General features: G+C 42.0%; 15 protein-coding genes. 7 read left to right on the top strand and 8 right to left on the bottom strand.

Annotated elements, in window-relative coordinates; translation table 11 throughout:
• The first annotated feature begins 108 nt into the window (after positions 1-108).
• Positions 109-873: a Uma2 family endonuclease gene (locus HUN01_RS15385; protein WP_181931996.1), complete on the top strand. Its 765-nt coding sequence runs from the start codon at positions 109-111 to the stop codon at positions 871-873.
• Positions 874-972: 99 nt separating this feature from the next.
• On the opposite strand, the gene HUN01_RS15380 is transcribed toward HUN01_RS15385, so the two are convergent.
• From HUN01_RS15380 to HUN01_RS15355, 6 genes are all read right to left on the bottom strand, one after another.
• Positions 973-3,531, bottom strand: coding sequence for a caspase, EACC1-associated type (locus tag HUN01_RS15380; protein WP_181931995.1), 2,559 nt, complete (start codon positions 3,529-3,531; stop codon positions 973-975).
• Positions 3,532-3,561: 30 nt separating this feature from the next.
• The gene (locus HUN01_RS15375; RefSeq protein ID WP_181931994.1) at positions 3,562-3,939 is read right to left on the bottom strand and encodes a hypothetical protein; all 378 of its coding nucleotides are present in this window, start codon (positions 3,937-3,939) and stop codon (positions 3,562-3,564) included.
• A gap of 323 nt (positions 3,940-4,262) precedes the next feature.
• Positions 4,263-5,948 (bottom strand): dihydroxy-acid dehydratase, encoded by a 1,686-nt coding sequence (gene ilvD, locus HUN01_RS15370; protein ID WP_181931993.1) that lies wholly within the window; start codon positions 5,946-5,948, stop codon positions 4,263-4,265.
• A 250-nt stretch (positions 5,949-6,198) separates the two neighbouring features.
• Positions 6,199-7,908 carry a beta strand repeat-containing protein gene (locus HUN01_RS15365; protein WP_181931992.1) on the bottom strand — a complete coding sequence of 570 codons (1,710 nt, stop codon included), beginning with the start codon at positions 7,906-7,908 and terminating at the stop codon, positions 6,199-6,201.
• A 749-nt stretch (positions 7,909-8,657) separates the two neighbouring features.
• Positions 8,658-11,294, bottom strand: a complete 2,637-nt coding sequence (locus tag HUN01_RS15360; RefSeq protein WP_181931991.1) for a GAF domain-containing protein — start codon at positions 11,292-11,294, stop codon at positions 8,658-8,660.
• Between the two features lie 676 nt (positions 11,295-11,970).
• Positions 11,971-15,093: an MFS transporter gene (locus HUN01_RS15355; RefSeq protein WP_181931990.1), complete on the bottom strand. Its 3,123-nt coding sequence runs from the start codon at positions 15,091-15,093 to the stop codon at positions 11,971-11,973.
• Positions 15,094-15,733: 640 nt separating this feature from the next.
• Here HUN01_RS15355 and HUN01_RS15350 point away from each other — a divergent pair.
• From HUN01_RS15350 to HUN01_RS15325, 6 genes are all read left to right on the top strand, one after another.
• Complete coding sequence (locus tag HUN01_RS15350; RefSeq protein ID WP_181931989.1) at positions 15,734-17,014, top strand: histidine kinase; 1,281 nt, start codon at positions 15,734-15,736, stop codon at positions 17,012-17,014.
• 199 nt (positions 17,015-17,213) lie between these two features.
• Positions 17,214-17,672: a BON domain-containing protein gene (locus tag HUN01_RS15345; protein ID WP_181931988.1), complete on the top strand. Its 459-nt coding sequence runs from the start codon at positions 17,214-17,216 to the stop codon at positions 17,670-17,672.
• A gap of 186 nt (positions 17,673-17,858) precedes the next feature.
• On the top strand, positions 17,859-18,293 hold the full coding sequence (locus tag HUN01_RS15340; RefSeq protein WP_181931987.1) for a CAAD domain-containing protein: 435 nt from the start codon (positions 17,859-17,861) through the stop codon (positions 18,291-18,293).
• Between the two features lie 422 nt (positions 18,294-18,715).
• Positions 18,716-19,123 (top strand): hypothetical protein, encoded by a 408-nt coding sequence (locus HUN01_RS15335; protein WP_069073320.1) that lies wholly within the window; start codon positions 18,716-18,718, stop codon positions 19,121-19,123.
• Positions 19,124-19,292: 169 nt separating this feature from the next.
• Positions 19,293-20,189, top strand: coding sequence for an AraC family transcriptional regulator (locus tag HUN01_RS15330; protein ID WP_181931986.1), 897 nt, complete (start codon positions 19,293-19,295; stop codon positions 20,187-20,189).
• Between the two features lie 115 nt (positions 20,190-20,304).
• The gene (locus tag HUN01_RS15325) at positions 20,305-21,489 is read left to right on the top strand and encodes an NAD(P)H-quinone oxidoreductase subunit H (protein WP_181931985.1); all 1,185 of its coding nucleotides are present in this window, start codon (positions 20,305-20,307) and stop codon (positions 21,487-21,489) included.
• 112 nt (positions 21,490-21,601) lie between these two features.
• Here the strand turns inward: HUN01_RS15325 and HUN01_RS15320 are convergent, their stop codons facing one another.
• Together HUN01_RS15320 and HUN01_RS15315 are read right to left on the bottom strand one after the other, a co-directional pair.
• Positions 21,602-23,152, bottom strand: a complete 1,551-nt coding sequence (locus tag HUN01_RS15320; RefSeq protein WP_181931984.1) for a metallophosphoesterase family protein — start codon at positions 23,150-23,152, stop codon at positions 21,602-21,604.
• Positions 23,153-23,254: 102 nt separating this feature from the next.
• Positions 23,255-24,226, bottom strand: a complete 972-nt coding sequence (locus HUN01_RS15315; RefSeq protein ID WP_181931983.1) for a YegS/Rv2252/BmrU family lipid kinase — start codon at positions 24,224-24,226, stop codon at positions 23,255-23,257.
• Between the last annotated feature and the right edge of the window lie 290 nt (positions 24,227-24,516).

Genomic DNA, 24,516 nt, shown 5'->3' with positions numbered 1-24,516 from the left:
AAATTTGATTTTTAAATTTAATCTGCTTCTAATTTGTACACTTTAATTCAGGAAGCTCTCGGCAGATTATGATATAAATCTAAGGCTTTCTGAGAAAGGCGATCGCTCATGACTACCGAAAACAACCCAAGAGCCATTCTAGACTGGGAACACCCTACACCGCCTACAGATTTAATTTTTGATGATGGTGAACCATTGGAATCAAATCGCCACCGTATTGCCATGAATGTATTGATTCGGTCATTGCAGCAAGCTTGGGCTGATCGCAATGATTTCTTTGCTGGGGGCAATATGTTTATTTACTACAGCAGCACCCAAGTTCGTAACCGTGATTTCCGAGGCCCAGATTTCTTTGCAGTGCTAAACGTTGACGGCAATAACTCAAGACAAGGCTGGGTAGTTTGGGAAGAAAATGGTCGCTATCCTGATGTAATCGTGGAATTAATGTCACCATCTACGGCAGCAATAGACAAGGGTATTAAGAAAAATCTTTACGAACAAACTTTCCGTACTTCAGATTATTTTGTCTATGACCCTTTTGATCCTAATTCTTTGCAAGGGTGGCATTTAGATGATAATCAGCAGTATCAGCCCTTAACACCAAATGAACGTGGGTGGCTATGGTGTAAGCGTTTAGGTTTATGGTTGGGGACGAGTAAGGGAACAATAGATAGAGAAACGGCGGTATGGTTGCGGTTTTACGATGTAGCTGGCAATTTGGTTTTGTTACCAGAGGAGGCTGCAATTGCACAAGCGGATGCAGCGGTTTCACAAGTACAAGCTGCTGCTGTAAGAGAGGAAGCCGCGGTTGCACAGGCGTCTCGTTTAGCGGCTAGATTAAGAGAATTAGGGGAAAATCCAGATATATTGTGATCTGTAAGTGAAAGACTGGATGCGATCGCTATTTTATAATCTCAAATCAGCTATTGAGTATACACGTAAAAATTTGTGTCAGATGCAGCTAGCATTTAATCAATTGCTGCCATTTCTAAGTTTAGATCCATCAGAACTAACTGGAGGCAGCAATACAAAATCATAGCCAGTTTGATTTTTAGTGCTTGGCTGAACTTTGATTAATACAAAATCACCCTTACGATCGCCCGATGGCTCAAATTGAATCTTTCCCGTTGCGCCATCAGTAGAAAAATTAGGATTACGTAACACTCTTTGTAAACCATCACGAGTGTTGCTTTGCTGTAAACCAGCAATAATCGTTCTAGTCGCATCATAAGCCATCGCCGTTCGCCAACTCACACTTCCACCCCAAAGCTGTTGAGCATTTTGTGCAAAAGGGCTGCCTGGAAATTGCTGGGGATGCCAAGATGTAGAAAGTACCATACCATTGATATTGGCTTCTCCTTTCTCTAGGGTTTCGTAAGTGTATAGAGCAGGGCTGCTAAATATTGCTAGCTGTCCCTGATTAGCTTTTGCTATCTTTATAGCCTTATCAATTCTATCTATGTGGGGAGCGAGGAATAAAGCATCTGCACCGTTATTTCTAGCTTGAGAAATCACCGCATTTGCTTTCAAATCGTCATCAACTGTCGATAAATCACAATTTGTGGGATTAATATTACCACCAGCATTCTTAATTGCTATAAGAAATTTATTTTTAAAATACTCATTATCTATACTTCTGGAATCAACACAAATAGCAATATTAGTTTTGCCAGATTTTCTAACAATATAGTCAGCGAGCTTATCTCCTGACAAGCTAATATTGGTGAGAGTACGAAATATATAGTTGCCAAAATTAGAAAGGTTTTCGGAAAAGCCTGTAGGAGCAATCATTACTAACCCTCGCTCTTGATACTTTGGCGCAGCAGATAGGGAAGCACTACTTGCATTATGTCCCACCACAGCTAGAATATCAGTATCTTTGACAAACTGGTTAGCAATATCTGAGGCTGTACTTGGGTCATTATTATCATTAGCGATCGCCACTTGTAAATGCTTACCATTAATGCTGCTATTCTTATTCACTTCATCTTGAGCTTGAGCTACACCACGCAATATTTCTTTAGCAACATTCGGGTTAGTACCAATTGGTACACTCACACCAATTTTCAGATAATTACCTTTCTCAATAGCCTTAATGTTGTTCAAGTAAATTAATGTTTCTGGATCGTTACGATTAGTTTTACGATATGAATTAAACCTATCAATAGCATTTGGACAATCACCATTGAAAATTGCTGTACCTCCAGCTTCTTTATCTGGGTTCGTATCTTGTTTGAATAAAATTTCTTCACCTATGCTAATACTATCCTTTAAACTATATTTCTCTTTTTCTTTGGCGCAAAATGAATTTACGATAGGTATATTAGGTCGGGAAATATAGTATAAATATACTAAAATACCGCCAATAATTACTCCGACTAAAAGTCCTATCAATGGGCTAAAATTAATTTTTCTTATAGGAGGAGTATTTACTTTTTTCTCAATTACTCTATCTGTTTGGAAAGCAAGTATGGGAGCTTCAATTAAAGCTATATCCTCATCTCTAAGTCCTAAAACTTGCTGAAGACGTTTCAACAAAGCGCGAGTGTTATCAGAAAGAGGAAATTGACGTTCAATCTCATTGCGTAAAGTCTGTTCATATCGCTGCAATTTTTGCTTGTAGACTTCGATAGGTTCTAAAACTTGAGCTTCAATTGCAGTAGCTTCTTCAACTGTTAGTCTCAGTCTTTTTCGTAACTCATCCAATGTAGCGCGACCAGTAAAAGAAATTTCACCATTACCACCCTCTACGCAAAACTCAACTTCTCGACGATATTTAAGCTGTAGGTCATCACTGGGTGCTTTAGCAAGCAGAATCTTAAAGCCTTCTCTAATTGCATATATCTCCGGTTTCATTGCTGGAGTAGCTTCTTGTACTCTCTTTTTAGCGTACTCATGTAATTCATCAACAGAGATCAAGCTATCTTGATCCCGATCTGCGGCACCAGTCTCCAGCCCCTCAACTATATAGCGGGTGTAAGTTGAGGTATCTGCCCCTTGCTGTTCAAAAGAATATTGGGTTGAGGTACTAGATGTCAGAATAGCTCGTCCTTCACCACCCAATTGGTTCTTGACATCCACAAAACCATCATCTTTTGCTAACAGACCCTCGGCAAATGCGCCACTAAAGCAACAATCGAGAATTACGACCTCGTGCCTAGAGCGACTATTGCTCATGACCTCATGCACAAAGTTAGCTGGTACTGTTGTTGCCTTAACTAATACTCCTTTGTCATTTTTGCGTGTGTTGCGAGCTGCAAAGTAAAGCCTGCCGTTCTCATCTTTAATACCATGTCCAGAGAAAAACAGTAGCAAGAGGTCATCTTTTTGACGACCGTCAAACAAGGTTTCGATCGCTTCCTGCATTACATGTTGTTGAGGATTTATCAGCAGTGTTACATCATCAAAGCCGCCAATGTCTGGATGCAACAAAACTCGCTGCATAGCCTCAACATCTTTTGTCGCTGCTGGTAACGGGTTAAGACTAGGCTCATACTCACTGACTCCTATTAGCAGAGCTACTTTCGACATCTTGTTATTCTTCCTTAATGCTGGAATTTCTTAGTTGCCTGCGATAAACTTTTGAGCTTGTTCGATGGCAGCGTTTAACTCTTCCTGACTGCTAGCTTTCACCTTAAGCTTCTTACCGTTAGCCTCAACTTCAAGTTCGATTGTTTTGTTGCCCAAGCGATCGCCCAAAAATCCCAGCAATTTCTTAAAATTGGCAAGGCTCACCTCTGCCTGCAATACACCCAACAAAAAACCGCCAACAGACTTGGCTCCTTCAGGTATTTCTGTAACTGCTACGAGTTCAGCACTTTCAACATCTAAGTCTTTGATTTCTCGCAGCAGATTCCGTGCTTCCCGTTCTTGTTCTTCTGCATCTAAGTCTGGATTAGCAAGAGCGATCGTCAGCTTGACGTTAGATTCAAAACTCATTTTGTACCCTTTTCGGTTTTTAAGCAGTTGACTGTCAACTATATTGCCGTAATTTCTCTATTGACATCATAGCTGCTATGTAAATTTCCTGAAACTTCTTCAAGATTTTTACAAAAACTCATAAAATTTCAGTAAAAATTACTAGAAATAGGAGTATTGTCCCTTCTCTAATTAGGAGCAGTAGTATAAAATTAGCGACGCAGATTGCTAAAACCAAGTAGAAACGAAAAATGGTGTTATGTCATGTTCGCTTGATTGCTTATTAAACCTGAAGAACCCCACCCTGTAGAAGGATGGGGAATTAAGGCGTTCAGTTAAATCATTTAAAACAAGTCTAAATCTGTCACAGCCCCAAGACTGCTAGAAGATACCAACTTGGCATACTTCGCCAACACGCCTTTAGTGTAACGTGGTGCAGGAGGTTGCCAATTAGCACGACGACGAGCCAATTCTTCTTCAGATACATTCAACTGCAATAAACGAGCGGGTGCATCAATAGTAATACTATCGCCTTCTTCTACAAGCGCGATCGCACCACCCACTGCTGCTTCTGGAGCAACATGACCAACTACCATGCCATAAGTACCACCAGAAAAGCGTCCGTCGGTAATTAATCCCACCGCATCACCCAAACCAGCACCGATAATTGCCGAAGTGGGAGCCAACATTTCTCGCATTCCAGGGCCACCTTTGGGCCCTTCGTAGCGGATTATGAGAATATCACCAGCTTGAATTTTACCCGCCAGAATTGCATCCAAAGAAGCTTCTTCCGATTCAAATACCCGTGCGGGGCCGGTAATTACTGGTTTTTTCACCCCGGTAATTTTGGCGACAGCCCCTTCTGTTGCCAGATTACCTCTAAGGATGGCTAAATGTCCTTGAGCATACATCGGGTTATTCCAAGTCCGAATCACATCTTGATTGGCAGATGGTTCTTCGGGGATGTCTGCTAATATCTCTGCAATGGTTTGACCGCTGATAGTAATGCTATCACCGTGTAATAAATCATGCACAAGTAACATCTTCATTACTTGCGGAATACCACCAGCTTTGTGCAAATCTGTAGCGACATATTTACCACTTGGTTTCAAATCACACAAAACGGGAACGCGGGCGCGGATTGTTTCAAAGTCGTCTATAGTTAAATCTACTTCAGCGGCGCGGGCGATCGCTAAAAAGTGCAGCACTGCATTTGTCGAACCACCTACCGCCATAATCACAGAGATGGCATTCTCTATAGATTTGCGGGTGATAATTTGGCGGGGCAAGATTTGTTTACGGATAGCTTCGACTAGCACAGATGCCGATTTTTCCGTGCTGTCGGCTTTTTCGGCATCTTCCGCCGCCATTGTTGAGGAATAGGGTAAACTCATCCCCAACGCTTCAAATGCTGAAGACATGGTGTTAGCTGTGAACATTCCCCCACAGGAACCAGCACCAGGACAAGCCCGACCTTCAACTTCTAATAATTCCTTTTCGTCAATTTTTCCAGCACTGTATTGACCAACAGCTTCAAAAGAACTGACAACAGTTAAATCGCGTCCGTTGTAGTGACCGGGTTTAATTGTACCACCGTAGACAAAGATAGCGGGGATATTCATCCGAGCGATCGCCAGCATTGCCCCTGGCATATTTTTATCACAGCCACCAATGGCTAGTACGCCATCCATACTTTGGCCAGTACAGGCGGTTTCAATGGAATCGGCGATGACTTCCCGCGATACTAGGGAATATTTCATCCCTTCAGTTCCCATCGAAATCCCATCGCTAATGGTAATCGTGCCGAACATTTGCGGCATCGCCCCGGCGGTTTTAATTCCAACTTCTGCCCTTTGCGCCAGTAGATTTATCCCCATATTACAGGGAGTGATCGTACTGTAGCCGTTGGCAATACCGACAATGGCTTTATTGAAATCTTCATCTTTAAAACCAACTGCACGTAGCATAGCCCGATTAGGCGATCGCTGCACCCCTTGCGTGACAATTTGGCTTCTCAAATTCTCCGACATTTTTTTTCCTTCCCTGGCATCATCGCAACTATTGCGATTGTATTATCTGATTTTCTCATGCATACGCGGCGCGATCGAGCATGAGCAAGCATTAACGTTAGTGATAAATACAACAATTATAAAAATACCCCTCCCCGATCAGGTGGGGTAGGGGTGTAAAAGCAAGTAGAGCTTTAGCGGGGTGGGTTTCTAGCGGGAATTAGGATGATTAATCTAACTTGATATTAGACCCCGGTTGTTCACTCATTAATTAAAGAATAATGTCGCTTGCTACTAGTCCTGGTGCTCCTGCGAGTTGAACCTCAAACTCGGCGGCAAAATCGAAATTGGTGTTAGCTTGAAGAATACCTCCTGAATAACGGACTTGACCGACTGCGGAGAATGCGCCAGCCCCAATGAAAGTGAAGGCTTGGTTGCCGCCAGCAATAGAGTTAGCATCAATGGTAGATAGATCGATTTGATCGCCTGCAAAGATACCGTTTCCAGCGAAGTCAGTGATCACATCCCGCGCTAAACCAGGTTGACTGTCAAAAAGTGAGTTGAAATCGAAAATATCGTTACCCAATCCTCCAGTTAGGCGATCGGTTCCACTACCGCCAACGATCGCATCGTTGCCTGATCCACCGTTAATGGTGTCGTTGCCCGATCCACCATTAATGGTATCGTTGCCACCATTGCCGTTAAGGACGTTATTAGCAGAGGAGCCAATGATTGTTTCACCGCCTTGGCTACCCTCAGCATTCTCGAAGTTAAGGATGGTTTCAGTATTGCCATTAAGGACAGAGGTTAAGCCTGTTGCCAAGTTGATTGTCACCCCGGAACCGAAGGAGACACCTGAATAATCAATGGTGTCAACGCCAGTTCCACCATTATGGACATCAAAGGTTACAAAGTCGGTATCAATGATGCGATCGTTGCCACTGCCGCCGTTGGTTGAGTCTACCCCAGCACCACCATTAATGGTATCGTTGCCACCATTACCATTGAGAACGTTATTGCCAGAGGAGCCAATAATTGTTTCACCGCCTTGGCTACCCTCAACATTCTCGAAGTTAAGGATGGTTTCAGTATTGCCATTAAGGACAGAGGTTAAGCCTGTTGCCAGGTTGATTGTCACCCCGGAACCGAAGGTGACACCGGAATAATCGATTGTGTCTACACCAGTTCCGCCATTATGAACATCGAAGTTCACAAAGTCGGTATCAATGATGCGATCGTTGCCACTGCCGCCGTTGGTTGAGTCTACCCCAACACCACCATTAATGGTATCGTTACCACCACCACCAGATAGTTGGTTATTTTGGTTGTCGCCAGTAATGCTGTCATTTGCATTTGTACCAATGACATTATCAAAGTTGACTACAGTAAATGGCAATGCTCCCAAAAAAGGAACGTTATTGGCAGTCAAACTTTGATTTTGCAGGTTAACGGTGATAGATACTCCAGGCAAAGATTGGGATGCATCTATGGTATTGTTGGCAACATTAGCATTAGCAATAATCTTTTCGACTTTAAAGAGTTGGTCTTGCCCCAATCCTCCAGCTTTTTGAATGGTTCCAATACCTGACAAGGTAATGCTTTGACCTAGTTGACTGTAGTCGGCGGTATCAAAGCCATCTCCACCATCAATGTTGTCGTTACCTTGACTGCCTTTGAAGATGTCATTGCCTGCGCCCCCATTGAGGCTATCATTGCCACTACCCCCATCGAGGCTATCATTTCCAGCACCCCCATTGAGTGTATCATTGCCAGCACCACCATTGAGGGTATCGTTGGTACCAAGAGCGTTAATAATGTCGTTACCGTTCAGTCCGTTGATGGTATCAGCAGCATCGGGGATTAAAAGACCTGGAAAAACAAAAACTGGATCGACGATACCGTTCAGGGCAGGGCGAAAGGCAAATGGTACACCGTTGAAGGTATTGTTGTCATTGAAATTGCTACCGTTAATAGTTGCCATAATGAGTTCCTCTGATAGTTTCGAAAAGTAAAAGTTAAGAAATTATCTCGTCATTTCCTCGCTAGGAAAGGAGTAAGATAAATGAATAGACATTTGAACCAGACCTGACTTAAGCAGGTCTTTACCGTCAATTCTAAAGATTTGAGAAATACTGCATATATCGATGATATTGGCATTAAAAATTGTGCCAGCAATCATGTTTTATCCTTGTGCCTGATGTCTTCACTTCCAAGACCAGGCTGCTAGGTAAGAAGCAGATTTACTCGGATTTAACTTTAGGTGTCTTTGATGTTTTTAATTTATATCCAAATCACAAGGTCGTGATAGTACCCCTCAGGGTACTTTGTTTTATTTATCAGAAAAACTTACTAATACCAATTCAATTAATGATTGCAACACGTCCTTGGGTAAAGACGCGATTCATCGCGTCTCTACAAATGGTCTATTTGTCGCGTTCTTTTGCGATCGCCAAAATATCAATATTTATAATAAATTATGTATATTACGACACCTGTAGTTCGATATAAAAGAAGCATGGTGTTTCACCGTGTTTGTTGTCAGATAGTGTTTAAAAGTATCTCCATTAGGTGAGTTAAGCTACCTGTAAGTAGCAGTACTATTGCTTACAAACAATTAATTTATGTAATTTAAGTCACATTTATCATATATGATGATGCACGTGTGACTTTTCTGAAAAAGCTTAACAAGTAAGAAGTAAATTAAATTTTTCTCGGCGATTTTCCCTGAGATTATGGCTGGCTCAAGAAGTCGTTAATAGCGTGTAATAATTGATGGAAAGTGTAAGGCTTCCTTAAAAATATATTGACGCCAGCGTTAGCGGCTTCAACCATCTGACTCTCAGTCACAGTGCCACTGATACCCATAATCTTGACTTGTGGATTCATTTGTTGCATTATGTCAATGGCAGTCAATCCATCCATTGATGGCATCATCATATCCATCAACACCATGCTGATTTTACTTTTATGCTGGGCGTACAATGAGATTGCCTCAATGCCGTTAATAGCTGTCAGAGTTTTGTAGTTGTGGTCTTCTAGCAAAGTTTTACTAATCTCTAGAATAGCGGCTTCATCATCTACAACTAGAATCAATTCTCCGTTGCCGTTGGGCAATTCCAATTTCTCTGGTTGCTGCTTTGTAGTTTTGTTTATGGCTGGTAAGTACACTTCAAATTGGGAACCTTTACCTACCTCACTAGACACTTTCACAAAACCATTGTGGTTTTTGACAATCCCAATCACAGTTGACAAACCTAAGCCAGTGCCTTTCCCTGGCTCTTTGGTTGTGAAAAAGGGTTCAAAAATTCGCTCCAAAATTAGTGGCGGAATCCCAAATCCTGTATCTGAAATAGTTATGACTATATATGGCCCTACCTGAGCATTTAGATTCATTTTGGCAAAGTTTTGATCGACGAATAAATTCTCCGCAGATATAGATAAAGTGCCACCCTTGGGCATGGCATCACGAGCGTTGACGCACAAATTCATTAACACCTGATGAATTTGAGTAGGATCTGCCAAGATAGTCCAGAGTTGATATCTAGGCAGATTATTGATAATTGCGATAGATTTGGGAAATGTGCTTTTGACAATTTGATTAATTTCTAATAGTAGATGTTCTATTTGTAAAGAAATACCACTGCCTTCAGACCTACGAGAAAAAGTCAGAATTTGTTTGACCAAATCCGCCGCACGTTTAGAGTTATGTTCGAGCAGCTTCAATAGTTGGTGATTACGTGCATCTAGATTGGGAAGTTTGAGCGCTAACATTTCCACTGAGGAGAGAATGGGCGTCAAGATATTGTTGAGGTCGTGAGCAATACCACTTGCCAATGTGCCAAGGCTCTCTAAGCGTTGGGCACGGAGAAATTGGGCCAGGAGTTGTTTTTTCTCGGTGATATCGGTGTCAACGGAGAGGATGGATTTAGGTTGTTCTGCTTCATCACGCATCAGTGTCCATCGGCTTTCCACGATAATTTCTTTGCCGCACTTTGTTACTTTATGTAACTCACCTTGCCATAATCCATAGTCAGTAACATTTGTTAAGGCCGCTTGTAATTGCTGTGAGCTTTCTTTGCATAGCAACTTCTCCAGGTTCTTTCCGAGAGCCTCGTGAGCTTCCCAACCATACAGACGTTCTGCACCTTGATTCCAGAATAAGATTTGGTTTTGGAAGTTGCGCACAATGATCGCATCAGAAGCAATATCTAATAAAGCTGCTTGTTCGCGAATTTTCTGTTCTGCCCACTTGCGCTCAATGGTTGTAGCTAATATGTTAGCGATCGCTTGCAAAAAGTGAATATCATTTTGGGTAAACTCCCGATGTCTAGTTGTGTGTGCGCCTAAGACACCAAGAGGTTGTTTTTGTCCCTGAATGATGACGCTAATCCCACTAATTACCGAGTGGTTAATCAATAAAGGTGGCCCTTGAAATCGCGTTTCTTTGCTAAGGTCGCAAACAATTACTGGCTCATGGGAAAGTAGTGTATAAGAAGCCTGAGTCTGATTCCCTGCACCTAATTCTAATTTAAAATTTCCCACTAGCCCTGACTGCCAACCGAATCCCGATCGCAACAATAAGCTGTTCTCATCCGGAAGCAGTTCTAAAACTTTACTGTACTCTACCTCAAGGCTTTGAGTAATCAGGATAACTGCTTCGTCCATTAATGCGGAAAGGTCTATATTCGCTAGAGCTAATTGACCAAGTTTAGCCACAGCTGCTTGCTGGCGCACGCGTGCTCTTAAACCCGATTCTACCCGCTTGCGTTCAACCAGTTCAGTTTGTACCTGCTCGTACAGTTGAGATTGCTGGATGGCAATGCCCACCTGCATTGCCAATTGTTTGAGTAGATCGATTTCCCACGTCTGCCACTGGCGGGGTGCTGCACACTGATTTGCAACTAATAATCCCCACAATTTTTTTCCTTGTAAGATGGGGACTGCCAAGTTTGCCCTGACCTGAAACTGAGTAAGTAAATTGTAGTGGCATTCAGTCAGACCTGCTGTATAAATATCTGCGACAGCTTGAATGCGCCCCTGTGTGTACTCCTCCCCGTGAGTTTCCATGAAATAACTGTCTTTGACTTGGGTATGCAGAGCCGAAATCCAATTTTCATCAACAGACTCCACTACTACCACTCCGCTGTAGTCTGGTTCAAACTGATACATGAACACTCGATCTACTTGTAAAAACTGACGTACTTCAGTGACGGTGGTATTGAGAACATTATCCAAATTCAAACTCTGGCGGATGCGCTGGGCAATTGCCATCACCAGTCGCTGCCATTGAATTTGCTGTTGTAATGCCTCCTCTGCTTGCTTACACTCTGTGAGGTGGCACACTAAATTAAATTCATCATTGTTCATCTGTAATATGCTACTTGCGTAGGGAGTGAACAGGGAACAGGGAACAGGGAATAGGGAATAGGGAATAGGGAATAGGGAATGGGAAATAGGAAAGAAGGGAATAGGGAATAGAGAATAGAGAATAGGGAATGGGAAATAGGAAAGAAGGGAATAGATGTGTACTGAGTTTTATTTAAAAATCAAATAGGAGTCCTGTCCTATATAGTTAAAACTATTTGATGACGAGAGGATCTAAATTTTACGGCGGTTGTTATTTTTATAGTTCTTCCTTAAGAGGTGCGCCGATTCCAGATATGTTTTCTTTATTGCAGCATAAATTATCATTTGTAACAACTTGTGGAAAGTGTATGTATGTTGAGTTAAAGAGTGAAATAAGGTGTTCAATCTGGCTTTGACACAGTTTTTTACCTGTTTTGACCACTAGGGTTTAGACTAAACCTTACTTAGAGATTGTTTGAAAAGTCCTGTTGTTGGTAGCGAAAAGTTTTAGATCCCCCTAAATCCCCCTTAAAAAGGGGGACTTTAAGAAGTTTTCCCCCCTTTTTAAGGGGGGCTAGTAGGGGGGATCAATAGGTGCTGAAAGTCACAGCTAGCCACTTATAAAAAAAGTGGTATTCATTTGTAAAAACTGAATACCACTCTGTATTTCTTAAAAATTCCCGTTAACGGAGATATTTCAGCCAGGTAGAGTTATCCCAGTCACAGCGATCGCACCTGCGATCGCACTGGCTGCGAGGGAAGTGATCGCTGTCCCAAATATCCACCAAGCAGCGTTTGCAACGGTTTTTTTGGTTTCTTCAGCTTGCTTTTTAGCTTGCTCTTGGATTGCTTTCAAGCGTTTTTGGGTTTCTTTTTGGATGCGTTCGGCTCGTTGCAGTACGCCATCCCGCGCCGCTTCTATTTGGTTGATGATCCGGTTAGCATCGGCTTCCGAAATATCCTCACGAGAACTGATCACAGCAACTAAGGTGTCACGATCAAATTGACTGAGGCGATCGCGCAATGCTTCAAATCCGGCTTGCGGATCGTCGAACACTTTCGCAAAGTCTTGCTTAATCCCTTCATAGTTGAGTTCTGAACGATCCAGGGAGTTGAGATAGTTACGAACTTTGGCAAAAACTCCATCCAGCAATGATTGCACTCTCTGCTGAATCTGCTGAAATTGTTCGACAATGGAACTGCGAACCGAGTCAATTTGATCCACAATTCGGTTAGCTTCCTCTTCTGAGATATCCTCTCGTTGGGATAACAGCGCCACAATTGTCGAACGGTCAAATTTCGAGGCGCGATCGCTTAAATTCCCAATTCCAGCACGGGGAGAAGACAGCAGCAATTGCAAATCGCGTTTGATTCCTTCGGGATTTAGCTCGTCTTTGTTGGTATTACGCAGATATTCTTCAAGATTACCTTCAAAATCTAAAGCTTGTTGAGCAGTACGCTTGGCTAAACGTCTTGGCGCTCTCACAATGTCACCAATCGCATCTTGAGCGCGATCAATGATCTGATTAACTTGCTCTTGGCTCAAGTCTCCCCGTTGACTTACGAGTTTAACTAAGGTTTCTCGATCAACGTGAGATAAGCGATCGCGCAAAGCTAAGGCTCCGGCTTTGGGATCATTGAGTAATTTTTCCAAATCGGCTCTAATACCTTCTGGATCAAGTTCTTCCAAGTTGGTATTGCGGAGATATTCTGCGATCGCTTTTGTCGTTTTTTCGTACTGTTCTTTCGCTTGTTGCGGTACTTGCAAAATACTATCTCGGACTGCTTCGAGCTGATCGAGAACTTGGTTTACCTGTTCTTCGCTCAAATCTTGACGCTGACTGAGTAATTGGACAAAAGTATCGCGGTCAAATTGCGATAGGCGCGATCGTAAAAGGCTAATTCCAGCTTGTGGATCGTCTAGCAAAACTCTAAACTCACGTTTGATAGCTTCAGGATTGAGTTCGTCTTTGTTAGTATTCCGCAGATAATCTTCAACTCTTTGGCGCAGTTCATCAGCTTTCGCTTTTGCTTGTTCTTGCAATTCTCTAGCACGATTCAAGAAATTATCGCGGTTACGTTCGAGTTGACTAACAATATTATTAGCTTCCTCTTCGCTGATATCTTGACGTTGCTGAAGCAATTGTACAAAAGTGTCGCGGTCAAATTGTCCGAAGCGGCTACTTAAATCTTCAAACCCAGCTTCCGGATCTTCCAGCAACTTTCTAAAGTCCCGTTCAATACCTTCAGGATTTAGTTCTTCTTTCCCCGTCGAACGCAGATAATCTTCGATCCGGCTGCGGAAATCTTGCCCTTTTTCTCGCGTTTCGGCTTGTTTAACAGTTTCTAAAACTTCCAGGCGATCGCTTTCCATTTGATCGGAAATTTCTTTCACTCTGGCTTCACTGAGATCATCTCGCTGCTTCAGCAAGTTGGTAAAATATTCTTGATTTATTTCTTCCAACTCCCGTCTGACAGTGGTCGGATCTGCATTTACGTCATAGATGACTTCTTTAAATTCATCTACTAGGGTAATTCGGTTAAAGTGCCAAGGAAATGAATGCAATATGTAGTCTTCTACATCTGCCTTAATCGTGTTCTCAAGTGAAATTGGCAATGTTGCAGATACTTGCTCAGATGCTTGCTCTCTAAACTTTTGAAATTGTTCGGTGATTTGATCGACATCAACATCTTGAACTTTTTCTTTCAGCTTTTGCAACTGAGTTGTAATTTTATTCACATCGATATTAGAAAGGTTTACCCGTTCCATAACTGCTGGTGCAGCGGCGCTCAAACCATATCGAATAGCTTGCTTGATTACACCATTCCCATTACCACCTCCAACGGTAACCAGTTCTTGTAGTCGTTCACCTAATTGCTCAGAATTGAGTTCTTCAGGAGTGGCAGACTTGAGCAAATTAATTACTTGCTCAGTGGGATTTTTGCGATTCAAAGCTTGTTGCCAAGCGCCTTCAAATTGGTCAGCAATACGATTGACATCTTCTTTAGATAAATCTGCACGGCTGCTGATTAAATCAACAAAAGTTTGGCGGTTGATATTTTGCAATAAATCACTATTAGCAACAGATTGCAAATCAGTATCTTTTAGAAGCTGGTCAAATTGATTCCGAATTTCTTTGATATCCAGCTTTGGCAATTCCAGAGAACCTAAAGAACTTTGGAGTGTATTTCTAATCCCTTCAGAATCAAAACCTGAAGTTAATTCCCGGCGAACTGCGGCTGTAATATCTTCAGCGGTAGAAACTAACTGTTTTTTCGCAGTATTAGCACCAACGCCAGCAGTTGCTGTCCCCATCAGAGCTTGGATACCAGAAGTGACAGTATTAGCAATAGAACCAATTAAAGAACCTACTGCTGAGGAACCCAACCAAATTACTAATGAGAAATAGGTTGACCAGATTACTACACCAATAATTGCTCCTAAAAATGCACTTTCGATTAAGCTAAGTTTTACCGCTAAAAAACAAGCAATAAATAATGCAATACTAGCGGTTATTAATGCCCAAGCACCAACTTTACCTTGAACTTTCCGAATTGTTCTACCCAAACTTTCTGACTCATCATCAGAATCCGAGTCGATTTCCCAAGATGAAATTCCTATAGCGACTGAAAAGTTTGTGAATAACAATTGAAAGGCAAATGCCATCGCAACACCAGCCAGCAATGCTACCAAAAATTTAGGCCCAGAAAACAGAACTGATGCTTCTTCTGGCGTTAGTACTTCTTGCGCTAAAGTTATCGGTGCTAATCCAAAAGGTAGCCAGTTCGATCCAAAAATAGTTAAAACACTTTGAAACATAGGATTTTCTCACTTGCACTCAACTAAATACCAATTCTGTCTGAAGATGCACAGAATAAGACTCGTCTGTAGTCCCCCAAAGTATCGCAGGGTAAATGTATATGCACCTTCACAAAGAAACGGTATGAATACCCATTTACAAAATGGCTTATTTCTCAGCTTAATTATTAATTAGATAAGTTGGCACTTTCTTAGGTAATAGGTTTCTTTGCCAGAAGTTGTATTTAAGTAAATAAATATTTTTATTGTTTTTATTAGATAGAAGAATCTATCTACGCTTGTAAATTTTTGTTAAATATATATTTTTAGGAAGAAGCAAATTTTATAAAAATGTATCTGTGGATATGGCAGCATATAAATGGTTTGGCTAATGTAACAAACAGTAGAAAACAATATTTTTGGGATCAATTTTAAATAAAATTTTGAGAAGAAGAATAATTAATGTCTAACTTTTATAAAACAAATAACCATTTTATACTTGATATTTTTTTACTGATTTAGATAAAACCACCTATGTCTAATGATAGAGAGAAAAATTATTCCAAGCGATTGATGAAAATGAAATAGAAACATGTATTAATAAGGGTTATTACGAGCTATGAATTAGTGAATAATTGATTTTTGCTGAGGAGAAAAGATAATGGTAGTAGGTGTACATAAACGTGCTGTAGGCGTATTTTCTAATCGTAGAGATGTAGAACATGCCTTACATGAATTAAAAAAAGTTGGCTTTGACATGAATAGAGTCTCTGTCATTACGCAGGATGGAGACAGAGAGGATATTGCTGGGGCTGAAGTGAGCGATCGCGTCGGCGATAAATCTGACGAAGGTGCTAAAGTCGGAGCAGCAACAGGTGGTGCTTTGGGCGGATTAACTGGCTTATTAGTTGGTCTTGGCACTTTGGCAATTCCAGGAATTGGGCCAATTATGCTGGCTGGAGCCGCAGCAACTACCCTAGCTACAACTCTCGCTGGTGCTGGTATTGGTGCAGTAGCTGGTAGCTTGCTTGGTGCATTGATTGGTTTAGGAATTCCTGAAGAACGAGCCAGAGTTTACGACGAACGTGTGAGACGAGGACATTATTTAGTTATCCTCGATGGCACAGATACAGAAATTCTCAGAGCAGAAGCAATTTTACATCAGCGGGGTGTAGAAGAATTTGGCATTTTCGACCATCCAGATGCTACAAATGCAACCACCGGTTATGTCGCTCCAACCCCCACTGCGGCTCATAGTGGTGTTGCAAGACGTGCAATTGGAGTCTTTTCTCATCGGCGAGATGCAGAAGTAGCACTTACAGAATTGCGAGATGCGGGTTTTCCCTTAAATAAAGTTTCCATCATTGCCAAAGATACAAACGGTCATGGGATCGCTGGCGTAGATGTAGACAGAAACGTTAGTACAGGTAATAAAGCAGACGAAGGCGCAAAAGCTGGAGCAGCTACAGGTGGTGTTGTCGGCGGTTTAACTGGCTTATTAGTTGGCCTTGGGACTTTAGCAATTCCTGGAGTTGGGCCTGTGATTGCAGGTGGCGCAGTAGCAACAGCTTTGGCCACAACATTGGCTGGTGGTGCTATTGGTGCAGCCGCAGGGAGTATTGTTGGCGCACTCGTTGGCTTGGGAATTCCTGAAGACAAGGCGCGAATATATAATGAACGCTTCCAAAAAGGTGACTACCTGCTAATTATCGATGCTACAGAAGCTGAAATTCATCAAGCTGAAGCTATTCTCAAACGTCGAGGTATTGAAGAATTTGCTATCTATGATGCCACTGAAATTAGTGAACATCGCCCAGGTTCCGAGCGAGTAACCCATAGTGACTCACCAGTTATTGATCCCATTCGTCCTAATTACTCAACAGAGCCTCATAGAAACGATCCTGCCGTAGTTATTGTTGACCGTCGTGATGAAGTACTCTAACCCAAGGTAGGTGTAACTCACAGTAATTCCACAAAATTATCGGAGCAAGAAGTCGAATAAGAATGAAAAAAACAAAAATTACAATGCTTTTTCGTTCTGGATTCTAAATTCTTTTTGATAAAGACCTTGCTCCTGACTAAAAAACTTGCTCCTCACTTTTACTGTAAACATCAATCAATTCTGAGCCAAAATTAAACATATGCAAAAGCTAACTCCTTTCCTAATTAGTAGTCTTTTAGTTTTTGGTGTTGCTGCTTGTCAAGATACCGCCAAAACAACTGTAACTGCACCAGCTCCAGACGAAGCCGCACAAGCTCCAACAGCAGCAACAACACAAGCTGCTAAAGAAGACGCACAAAGTGAACTTCGCAGAAGACAACTTGATGCTGATATTCGTGCCCGTGAACAGCGCAATAATGCCACTGGCGGAGATACAGACAGAGCCTCAGCCGATCTAGCAAGTCAAGTTCGCTCCAAATTGGAAGCTAACATACCTAATGGTCAACTAACAGTTAATGCAGTAGAAGATGGGACTGTCACTGTAGCTGGAACTGTTAATAATCAAGAGCAATTGGCTAAAATTGAGCCTTTGTCTAAGGAAATTAAAGGCGTCAAAAATGTAGTTGTTAAAGCAGTTGTTGCTCCGCCACAAAGCTGAAGCACCTAACAATAAATTCCACTGAGTAAGTAGGCAAAAATAAATTTAGATGCTCTTACTCAGTCTTGGTGGTCAGTTATACTTATTACTGACCACTAAGAATTGACAACTGACGACCTTAATAATTATATTTATTGATGATCAGTTAAGTTATACAAACTTTTGTAGTCACCAAAAATAAAAACTATGGAAACCGAACAACAGCAACGTGAATCCATCAAGACTTCCTTTTCACAAGGTACGTTAGCACTTGAAGGTGCTGATACTGCAAACTTGCCAAAGTTACCACCAGCAACGGAACCGGAATCCCAATGGCAGCAAATTAGCAGACAAATTACTCAATTTTTGGAGCAACTACCCGAATACTTAAGTAACTTTTTTCAAAACTACAAGCAGCCTCTAATAACTGTTGCTTTAATTTTAGCGGCGATTGTTACAGCTAAGGTAGTACTAGCAGTATTAGATGCAATCAATGATATTCCTCTACTATCACCGTTTTTTGAGTTAATTGGAATTGGTTACGCTAGTTGGTTTATTTTCCGTTATCTCCTAAAGTCTTCAACTCGCCAAGAATTAGGCAATGAAATTCAACTACTGAAAAACCAATTTGTGGGCGAGTAAGTTTGTAAATGATTAAGCTAGCTCCATGATTCAGAACCCAGACTTCTTACAAAAGTCGAGGTTCTTGTTAATAAGAATTTAGGATTGCTATATATAGCAATCCTATTTAATTTGTGAAAATGCGCTGTGTCTATATCCCCGACTTCTCAAAGAAGTCGGGGATATAATTTTTTACTAATGATTTAGAATTGTTATAGTGCTGATTAGTGTCCAGTTAGCCAAAATATTTATTCTACTCAAATTGCGTAAATGACAAATATCGAGATGGACTTAAGATTAGTCCTATAGATACATCTGAAGATGGATAAAATCAATATATTTTTGAACTTAAATCACTTCTAAAGATAGTAGTTTTGAGATGAGAAACAGCCTAATCTAGTTTTTGAAGTTATTTAATAGATTCTTTAACGAGGACATAAATTATGGCTAATGAAGCAGTTAAAAAAGGTACAGATTCATCTGATCGAGCAGAAGTAGATACATACGATCGCGGCATTATCCCAGCAGAAACAGCTGCTCGTATGGAAAGAGAGGGAGGTAAGTACAAAACACTCCCCACAGAAGAAGGCGAAGCAGATGTAGCTACCGACGATCAAACTGATCCAGACAGTATACGCACCACTGACGGCTATACCGTAGATAAAGAAGGTTTGTTGAACAACTATGCAGTTGAACCGGAAATGTACTACGAAGAACCGGGTGATGCACGCAAACAAGCAGCAGCAGATACGGCAGAACGTGTTGAAGAACTCGGAGAAATTAATCAGGACGAAGAAGGTAAGTTAACAGAAAAAGGTGACAGCCGCGGTAGAGGCCCAGGAATCATTTAATTAACAACTTCCTTTTGCTGGGTGCAATTACACGTAAAAAGGCTAAATAGGTGGTTTCTAGAGACGCAATAATTGCGTCTCTAATTTTATGGGCAAATAAAGCCTAATTTGATATATCAGAATTTTTTAGCTTTTGATACATTGGGCTTGTAATAACTTGTGGTAGCCCATGTTAGAAGAAAAGCCCTTAGTTATCACTAAAGAAGATGATTTATTGCCGCTATTCCCACGTTTACCAATTCTCACAAGTCTTCAAGCAGGTTGGCATGGTGCTTCATTTGGATACATGTGTCAACCCGCTTCTGCGTTTCCTGAAGTTTCCACTCCCCTGTGGCACTCTCTAATCATTTTTACTCATGGAGCGCGGGTAATTCATGCTGAACGGAAAATGGATGGACGCAAACATCGTGACGCTGTAGTTGGAGGTGATATTATTATTACTCCCGTTAATGTCGGGCATCAGGCAGCTTGGGATGCTGAAGGCGACTTTATTTTACTTGCTATTGAACCACAGATTTTTGCTTGTGCAGTTGACGAAACAGCAGATGCCAAACAGATTCAACTTTTGCCGCACTTCGCCACACCCGATCCCCTAATTTATCAAATAGGGCTAGCACTGAAAGGCATTTTGGAAAGCGATCCTCTAGGGAGCCGTCTTTACGCAGAGACGATGGTAAATGCCTTATCAGTACATCTGATGCAACACTATTCCACGCGCAAACCGATATTAAAAACATATAAAAATGCTTTAACACCTCGTCAATTACAGCAAGTTATAGACTACATTCACGAACATCTTGACCAAAATTTAGGTTTAGCAGAGTTGGCGGCGTTACTACCAATGAGTTCCCATTATTTTTCCCAGCTTTTCAAACAATCTACGGGGATGACTCCTCATAAATATATAATTTACTGTCGCGTGAAACGTGCCCAGGAATTATTACTGAAGGGAAAAATGACAATAGCTGAAATTGCTGGTGCAGTTGGTTTTACTAGCCAAAGCCATCTAAATTTTCACTGTAAGCGACTAACGGGTGTAACTCCTAAAGCTATTCAACAAAGATAGGATAAATCTGCAAAAAATCGGACGATTTTGCAAGACTCCAGCCCGTAAATTCTCTAAAATTTTCAAAAATAGTATCTTATTCCGAAATATTAGAGATTAGGGAAACTTGTTATTTATGGGCAGAATTGAAACCAAGACTGAGCCAATGGTGATTAACTTTGGCCCCCATCATCCTTCTATGCATGGGTGCTTTCGGATTGTTGTCACCTTGGATGGCGAAGATGTGATGGACTGTGAACCTGTCATCGGCTACCTGCACCGAGGTATGGAAAAGATTGCTGAAAACCGTACCAATATTATGTATGTACCTTACGTGAGCCGATGGGACTACTATGGCGGGATGTTTAATGAAGCTGTGACGGTAAATGCTGTCGAGAAACTGGCAAATGTTTCTATCCCCAAACGTGCTAGCTATATTCGGGTAATCATGCTGGAGTTAGCCAGAATTGTCAACCATTTGCTGTGGTTGGGGCCTTTTGTGGGAGATACTGGCGCACAAACTCCCATATTTTACACTTTGCGCGATCGCGAAATGATTCTCGATTTGTTTGAAGCTGCTACAGGCTACCGAATGGTCAACAATAATTATTTTCGCATCGGCGGTGTTGCTGTTGACCTTCCTTACGGCTGGGTGAATAAATGCGAAGAATTTTGTAACTACTTTGCACCAAAGATTGATGAGTATGAAAGACTAATTACCAATAATCCCATTTTTCGCCGCCGAGTTGAGGGTGTAGGTGTTTTAAGTCGCGAAGATGCGATTAATTGGGGAATTTCTGGCCCGATGTTACGCGCTTCTGGGGTGAAGTGGGATTTACGAAAGGTTGACCACTACGAATGCTATGACGATTTTAACTGGGAAATACAATGGGATACAGCAGGAGATTGTTTTGCCAGGTATATCGTCAGAATTGGAGAAATGCGTGAGTCAGTCAAGATTATTCAACAAGCACTTAAGGGATTACCTGGTGGTGCATACGAAAATTTAGAAGCTCAACGTCTGGTAGCAGGTTATAAATCTGAGTGGAACGGGTTTGATTACCAATTCATTGCCAAAAAAGTTGCACCCACATTTAAAATTCCTGAAGGTGAAAATTATGTCCGTGTAGAGTCAGGAAGAGGAGAATTAGGAATCTATATTATTGGAGACGATCGCATTTTCCCTTGGCGTTGGAAAATTCGTCCAGCCGATTTCAATAATTTACAAGTTTTACCTCAGTTAATCAAAGGTCAAAAAGTAGCAGATATTTTCGTCATCTTGGGAAGTATTGATGTTGTGATGGGATCGGTAGATCGGTGAGTAGAGAGTGGGAGCAGGGGGCAAGGGAGCAGGGGAGCAGGGGAGCAGGGGAGAAGTAGTAAGTCGTAAGTCTTTCCCCAATGCCCAATGCCCAATGCCCAATGCCCATTTTTTAAATGATTAGTGGCTCAAGTTCACGATTATGCCATTGCCGCTGATGCCATTCGGCAACCAAAGGACGGACAATAAACTTAGGCTGTCCATCGCCTTTAACGTCAATACGTAAACCTGAATAAGGTCGCCGTTTCTGAGAACCTTGACCGTTGCGACCGATGAACAGATGCGATCGCGCCACTAATCTATTGTCCTCTATCAAATCTGCTCCCTCAATCCGCTGGCGTCGCAAACTAAACCCACTCCCACCACAAACAATCCAGTGGATATGAGAATCAGCGTGTCCTGTATCCATTGTCTCCAGGTGTTCTAAGCAGTGTGCGTGACCGTTTATTACTAAATCGACCAAAGGACGCCCCTGATTTAAAGAACCGATTTCTTTAGCTACTGCATTCAGTACCTCACGCAGGCGATCGCGAATAATCAGAGTTTGTGCTTGTTGCCACTTCGTCGCCTCTGTTACATAGGGAGGATGATGGAAATAAATCACCCTTCCCCTAACTTCACTATTATTCCAAGATTCAATTAATCTTTGCTTGAGCCAATCCAATTGTTCAGTATCAGTCAGCGTTGTTTTATTAGTCGCTAGTTGCTTATCGATATCAACAATAATTTCTTCAATTTGTGACAGTTTGGCGTGGAAGTCGTCTAATTGATCGGCTTCGCTGGGGTTTTCGGGTCGAAGCTTGGCTGAGATTTCAACTATTTCCAGCTTTTCTTGCTCAAAATCTTCACGGCGTTTTTCTAAGAGTCTACGATTGGCGTCACCTTCTTTGGTTTTAGGCAGCGGTGGTGGATCGTTAAATGTATTAGAATCCAAGGCAAAGAAATCAATACCGCCATAGCGAAAAGTGTAGTAACGATTGGGAAGACGGGTAAATTGTCCAGGTTGATATGAAATACAACGACCTGTATCTGTCTTGGCTGTGTAGTACTGATCTAAATGATCATTTAACTCTCCCGGAAGCTGAAACGCCTTCAGATAATCGAGAAATGCCCGTGCGTAGGCGTCACCGGTTCCTGAGCCATGTAAGCCCACATCTAGGTCTAAGCGCGATCGCAATAGGCGACGAAGGGGTAATGTTGTTAAGGACGCAAAGCTTAATAGAATCGGCAAGTTATAGTAATCGTGATTTCCCGGTACAGGTAAAATGGGCAGCTTAAAAACCATCTGGTCATAAGCAACCCGTTTAGGATGCTCTCCGCCCAAGATAAACTCTCGGTAAGGTTGGATGAAGTTCTGCTGGTAGTATTCACTCGACCCCACCAAATAGATCACATCCCCGGTATGCAGCATAAAGCGGGATTCGTTGTGATGAGGCAACATGAGTTCAGCTACCTGTCGCTGGGGATTGTGTCCCCGGTGTTTACCGGAACCACTGTCACCTACAACTAAAAATGAGAATTCAGGATTGTCTGTTTGACCATCCTCCAACACTAGCCGAGTTTGGTCGATGTTCCGTTCCACGATCAACGGATCTTGCCACCGTACCCGCTGATTCATTTTGCGAATTTTTTTAGCGATCGCTGGATCAGATACAAGTTTCAATACAACCTACTCCTGAATTTTAATTGAAGGGGAGCAGAGGAACAAGGTTGCAGCAAGTCTTTCCTCTCTGCCCCAATGCCCAATTCCCCATGCCCCATGCCCTCACTCCTCTACTGTGTTTTTCATTTCAATAGTCAGATTAGGGAGTCCCTCTAGTTTTTCCGTAGGCTCAACTTCTTCTACTAATGGCACAAAAATTCGCAAGCCTGCCGGGACACACTTTATTTCTACTGGTGTTGTGCCTACGATTTCACCATCTAGAACAACCTTTTGTGGTGGCTCAGTCGTAATTTTAAACTGTTTAGCTCGCAGGAAGCCAATATCATTCCGTTCTGTAGCGTTACCTGTAGAAGCCGTTTGAAATAGATGAAATGTCGCCGCGATCGCTCCTGCTTTGTTAGCTGGAGCAACAATTGTTAAATCTAGTAACCCATCATCATAAATTAGACCTGCTGGGCCTTGAGCCAAAACTGAAGTGGGAGGCGCGGCATTTGCTACCGTTACTGCACAGGCACTAGTTTTAATTATCCTATCTTCAGTTTCAATTTCAACATCAAAGTTATGTAAGTTTCTTAATTGTTGGATTCCTGCCAAGACGTAGGCCATCATCCCAAAGCGATTCTTGGAGTCTCGGTCTGCCAATTCTACAGTTTCAGCTTCAAAGCCAATACCTACTAACAGTACCATTGGCTGATCGTTGCAATAAGCTACGTCTACAAGGCGGGTTCCTCCTTCCACAATTGTTTTACAGGCATCTGCGATCGTGTCAGGAATTCCTAAAGCTGTGGCAAAAGCGTTAGCTGTGCCTCTGGAAATGATCCCAAATGGGATGTCAGTACCAACTACGGCCGCCGCTGCTGCTGAGAGAGTACCATCTCCCCCCGAAGCAATGATTGCATCTACCCCTCGTTCTACAGCTGCATAGGCCAGTTGGTCAGCGTCGATTTCTTTAGTTGTGAGATAAATATCTAGGTCAATATCTGGCTCTAATATTGACCGAATTTCTGCTAGTTCTATATCTGGGTCGCCCTGACCCGCAACAGGATTGAAAATGAGACAGGCGGAACGATTCATAAGAGATAATAATTAAGCTTGGATAACTAATGAAGATACCAAATTATTCTTAGCATTCCTGTAAATTTTCACCTTCTGTTTTGGGGCTGAGTTTTCTAGATATATTGAGTAAGTACACGGTCATGTGCGATCGCATCATACACCAAGAAAAAGCGAGAACTTGTCACCTTTAGACTGCATGCCTTGGGCATTCCCGTAGTTTCAGCGGCGCACCCTACTTATGAGATATTGCTACAGACTTCTCTCGGTGTCTTTATGTCAGTCTTAATTATCTGAACTACTTAATGTTG

The sequence above is a fragment of the Nostoc edaphicum CCNP1411 genome (genome assembly GCF_014023275.1).
GTDB classification, from domain to species: domain Bacteria; phylum Cyanobacteriota; class Cyanobacteriia; order Cyanobacteriales; family Nostocaceae; genus Nostoc; species Nostoc edaphicum_A.
This window is presented reverse-complemented; position numbering and strand designations above follow the sequence as displayed.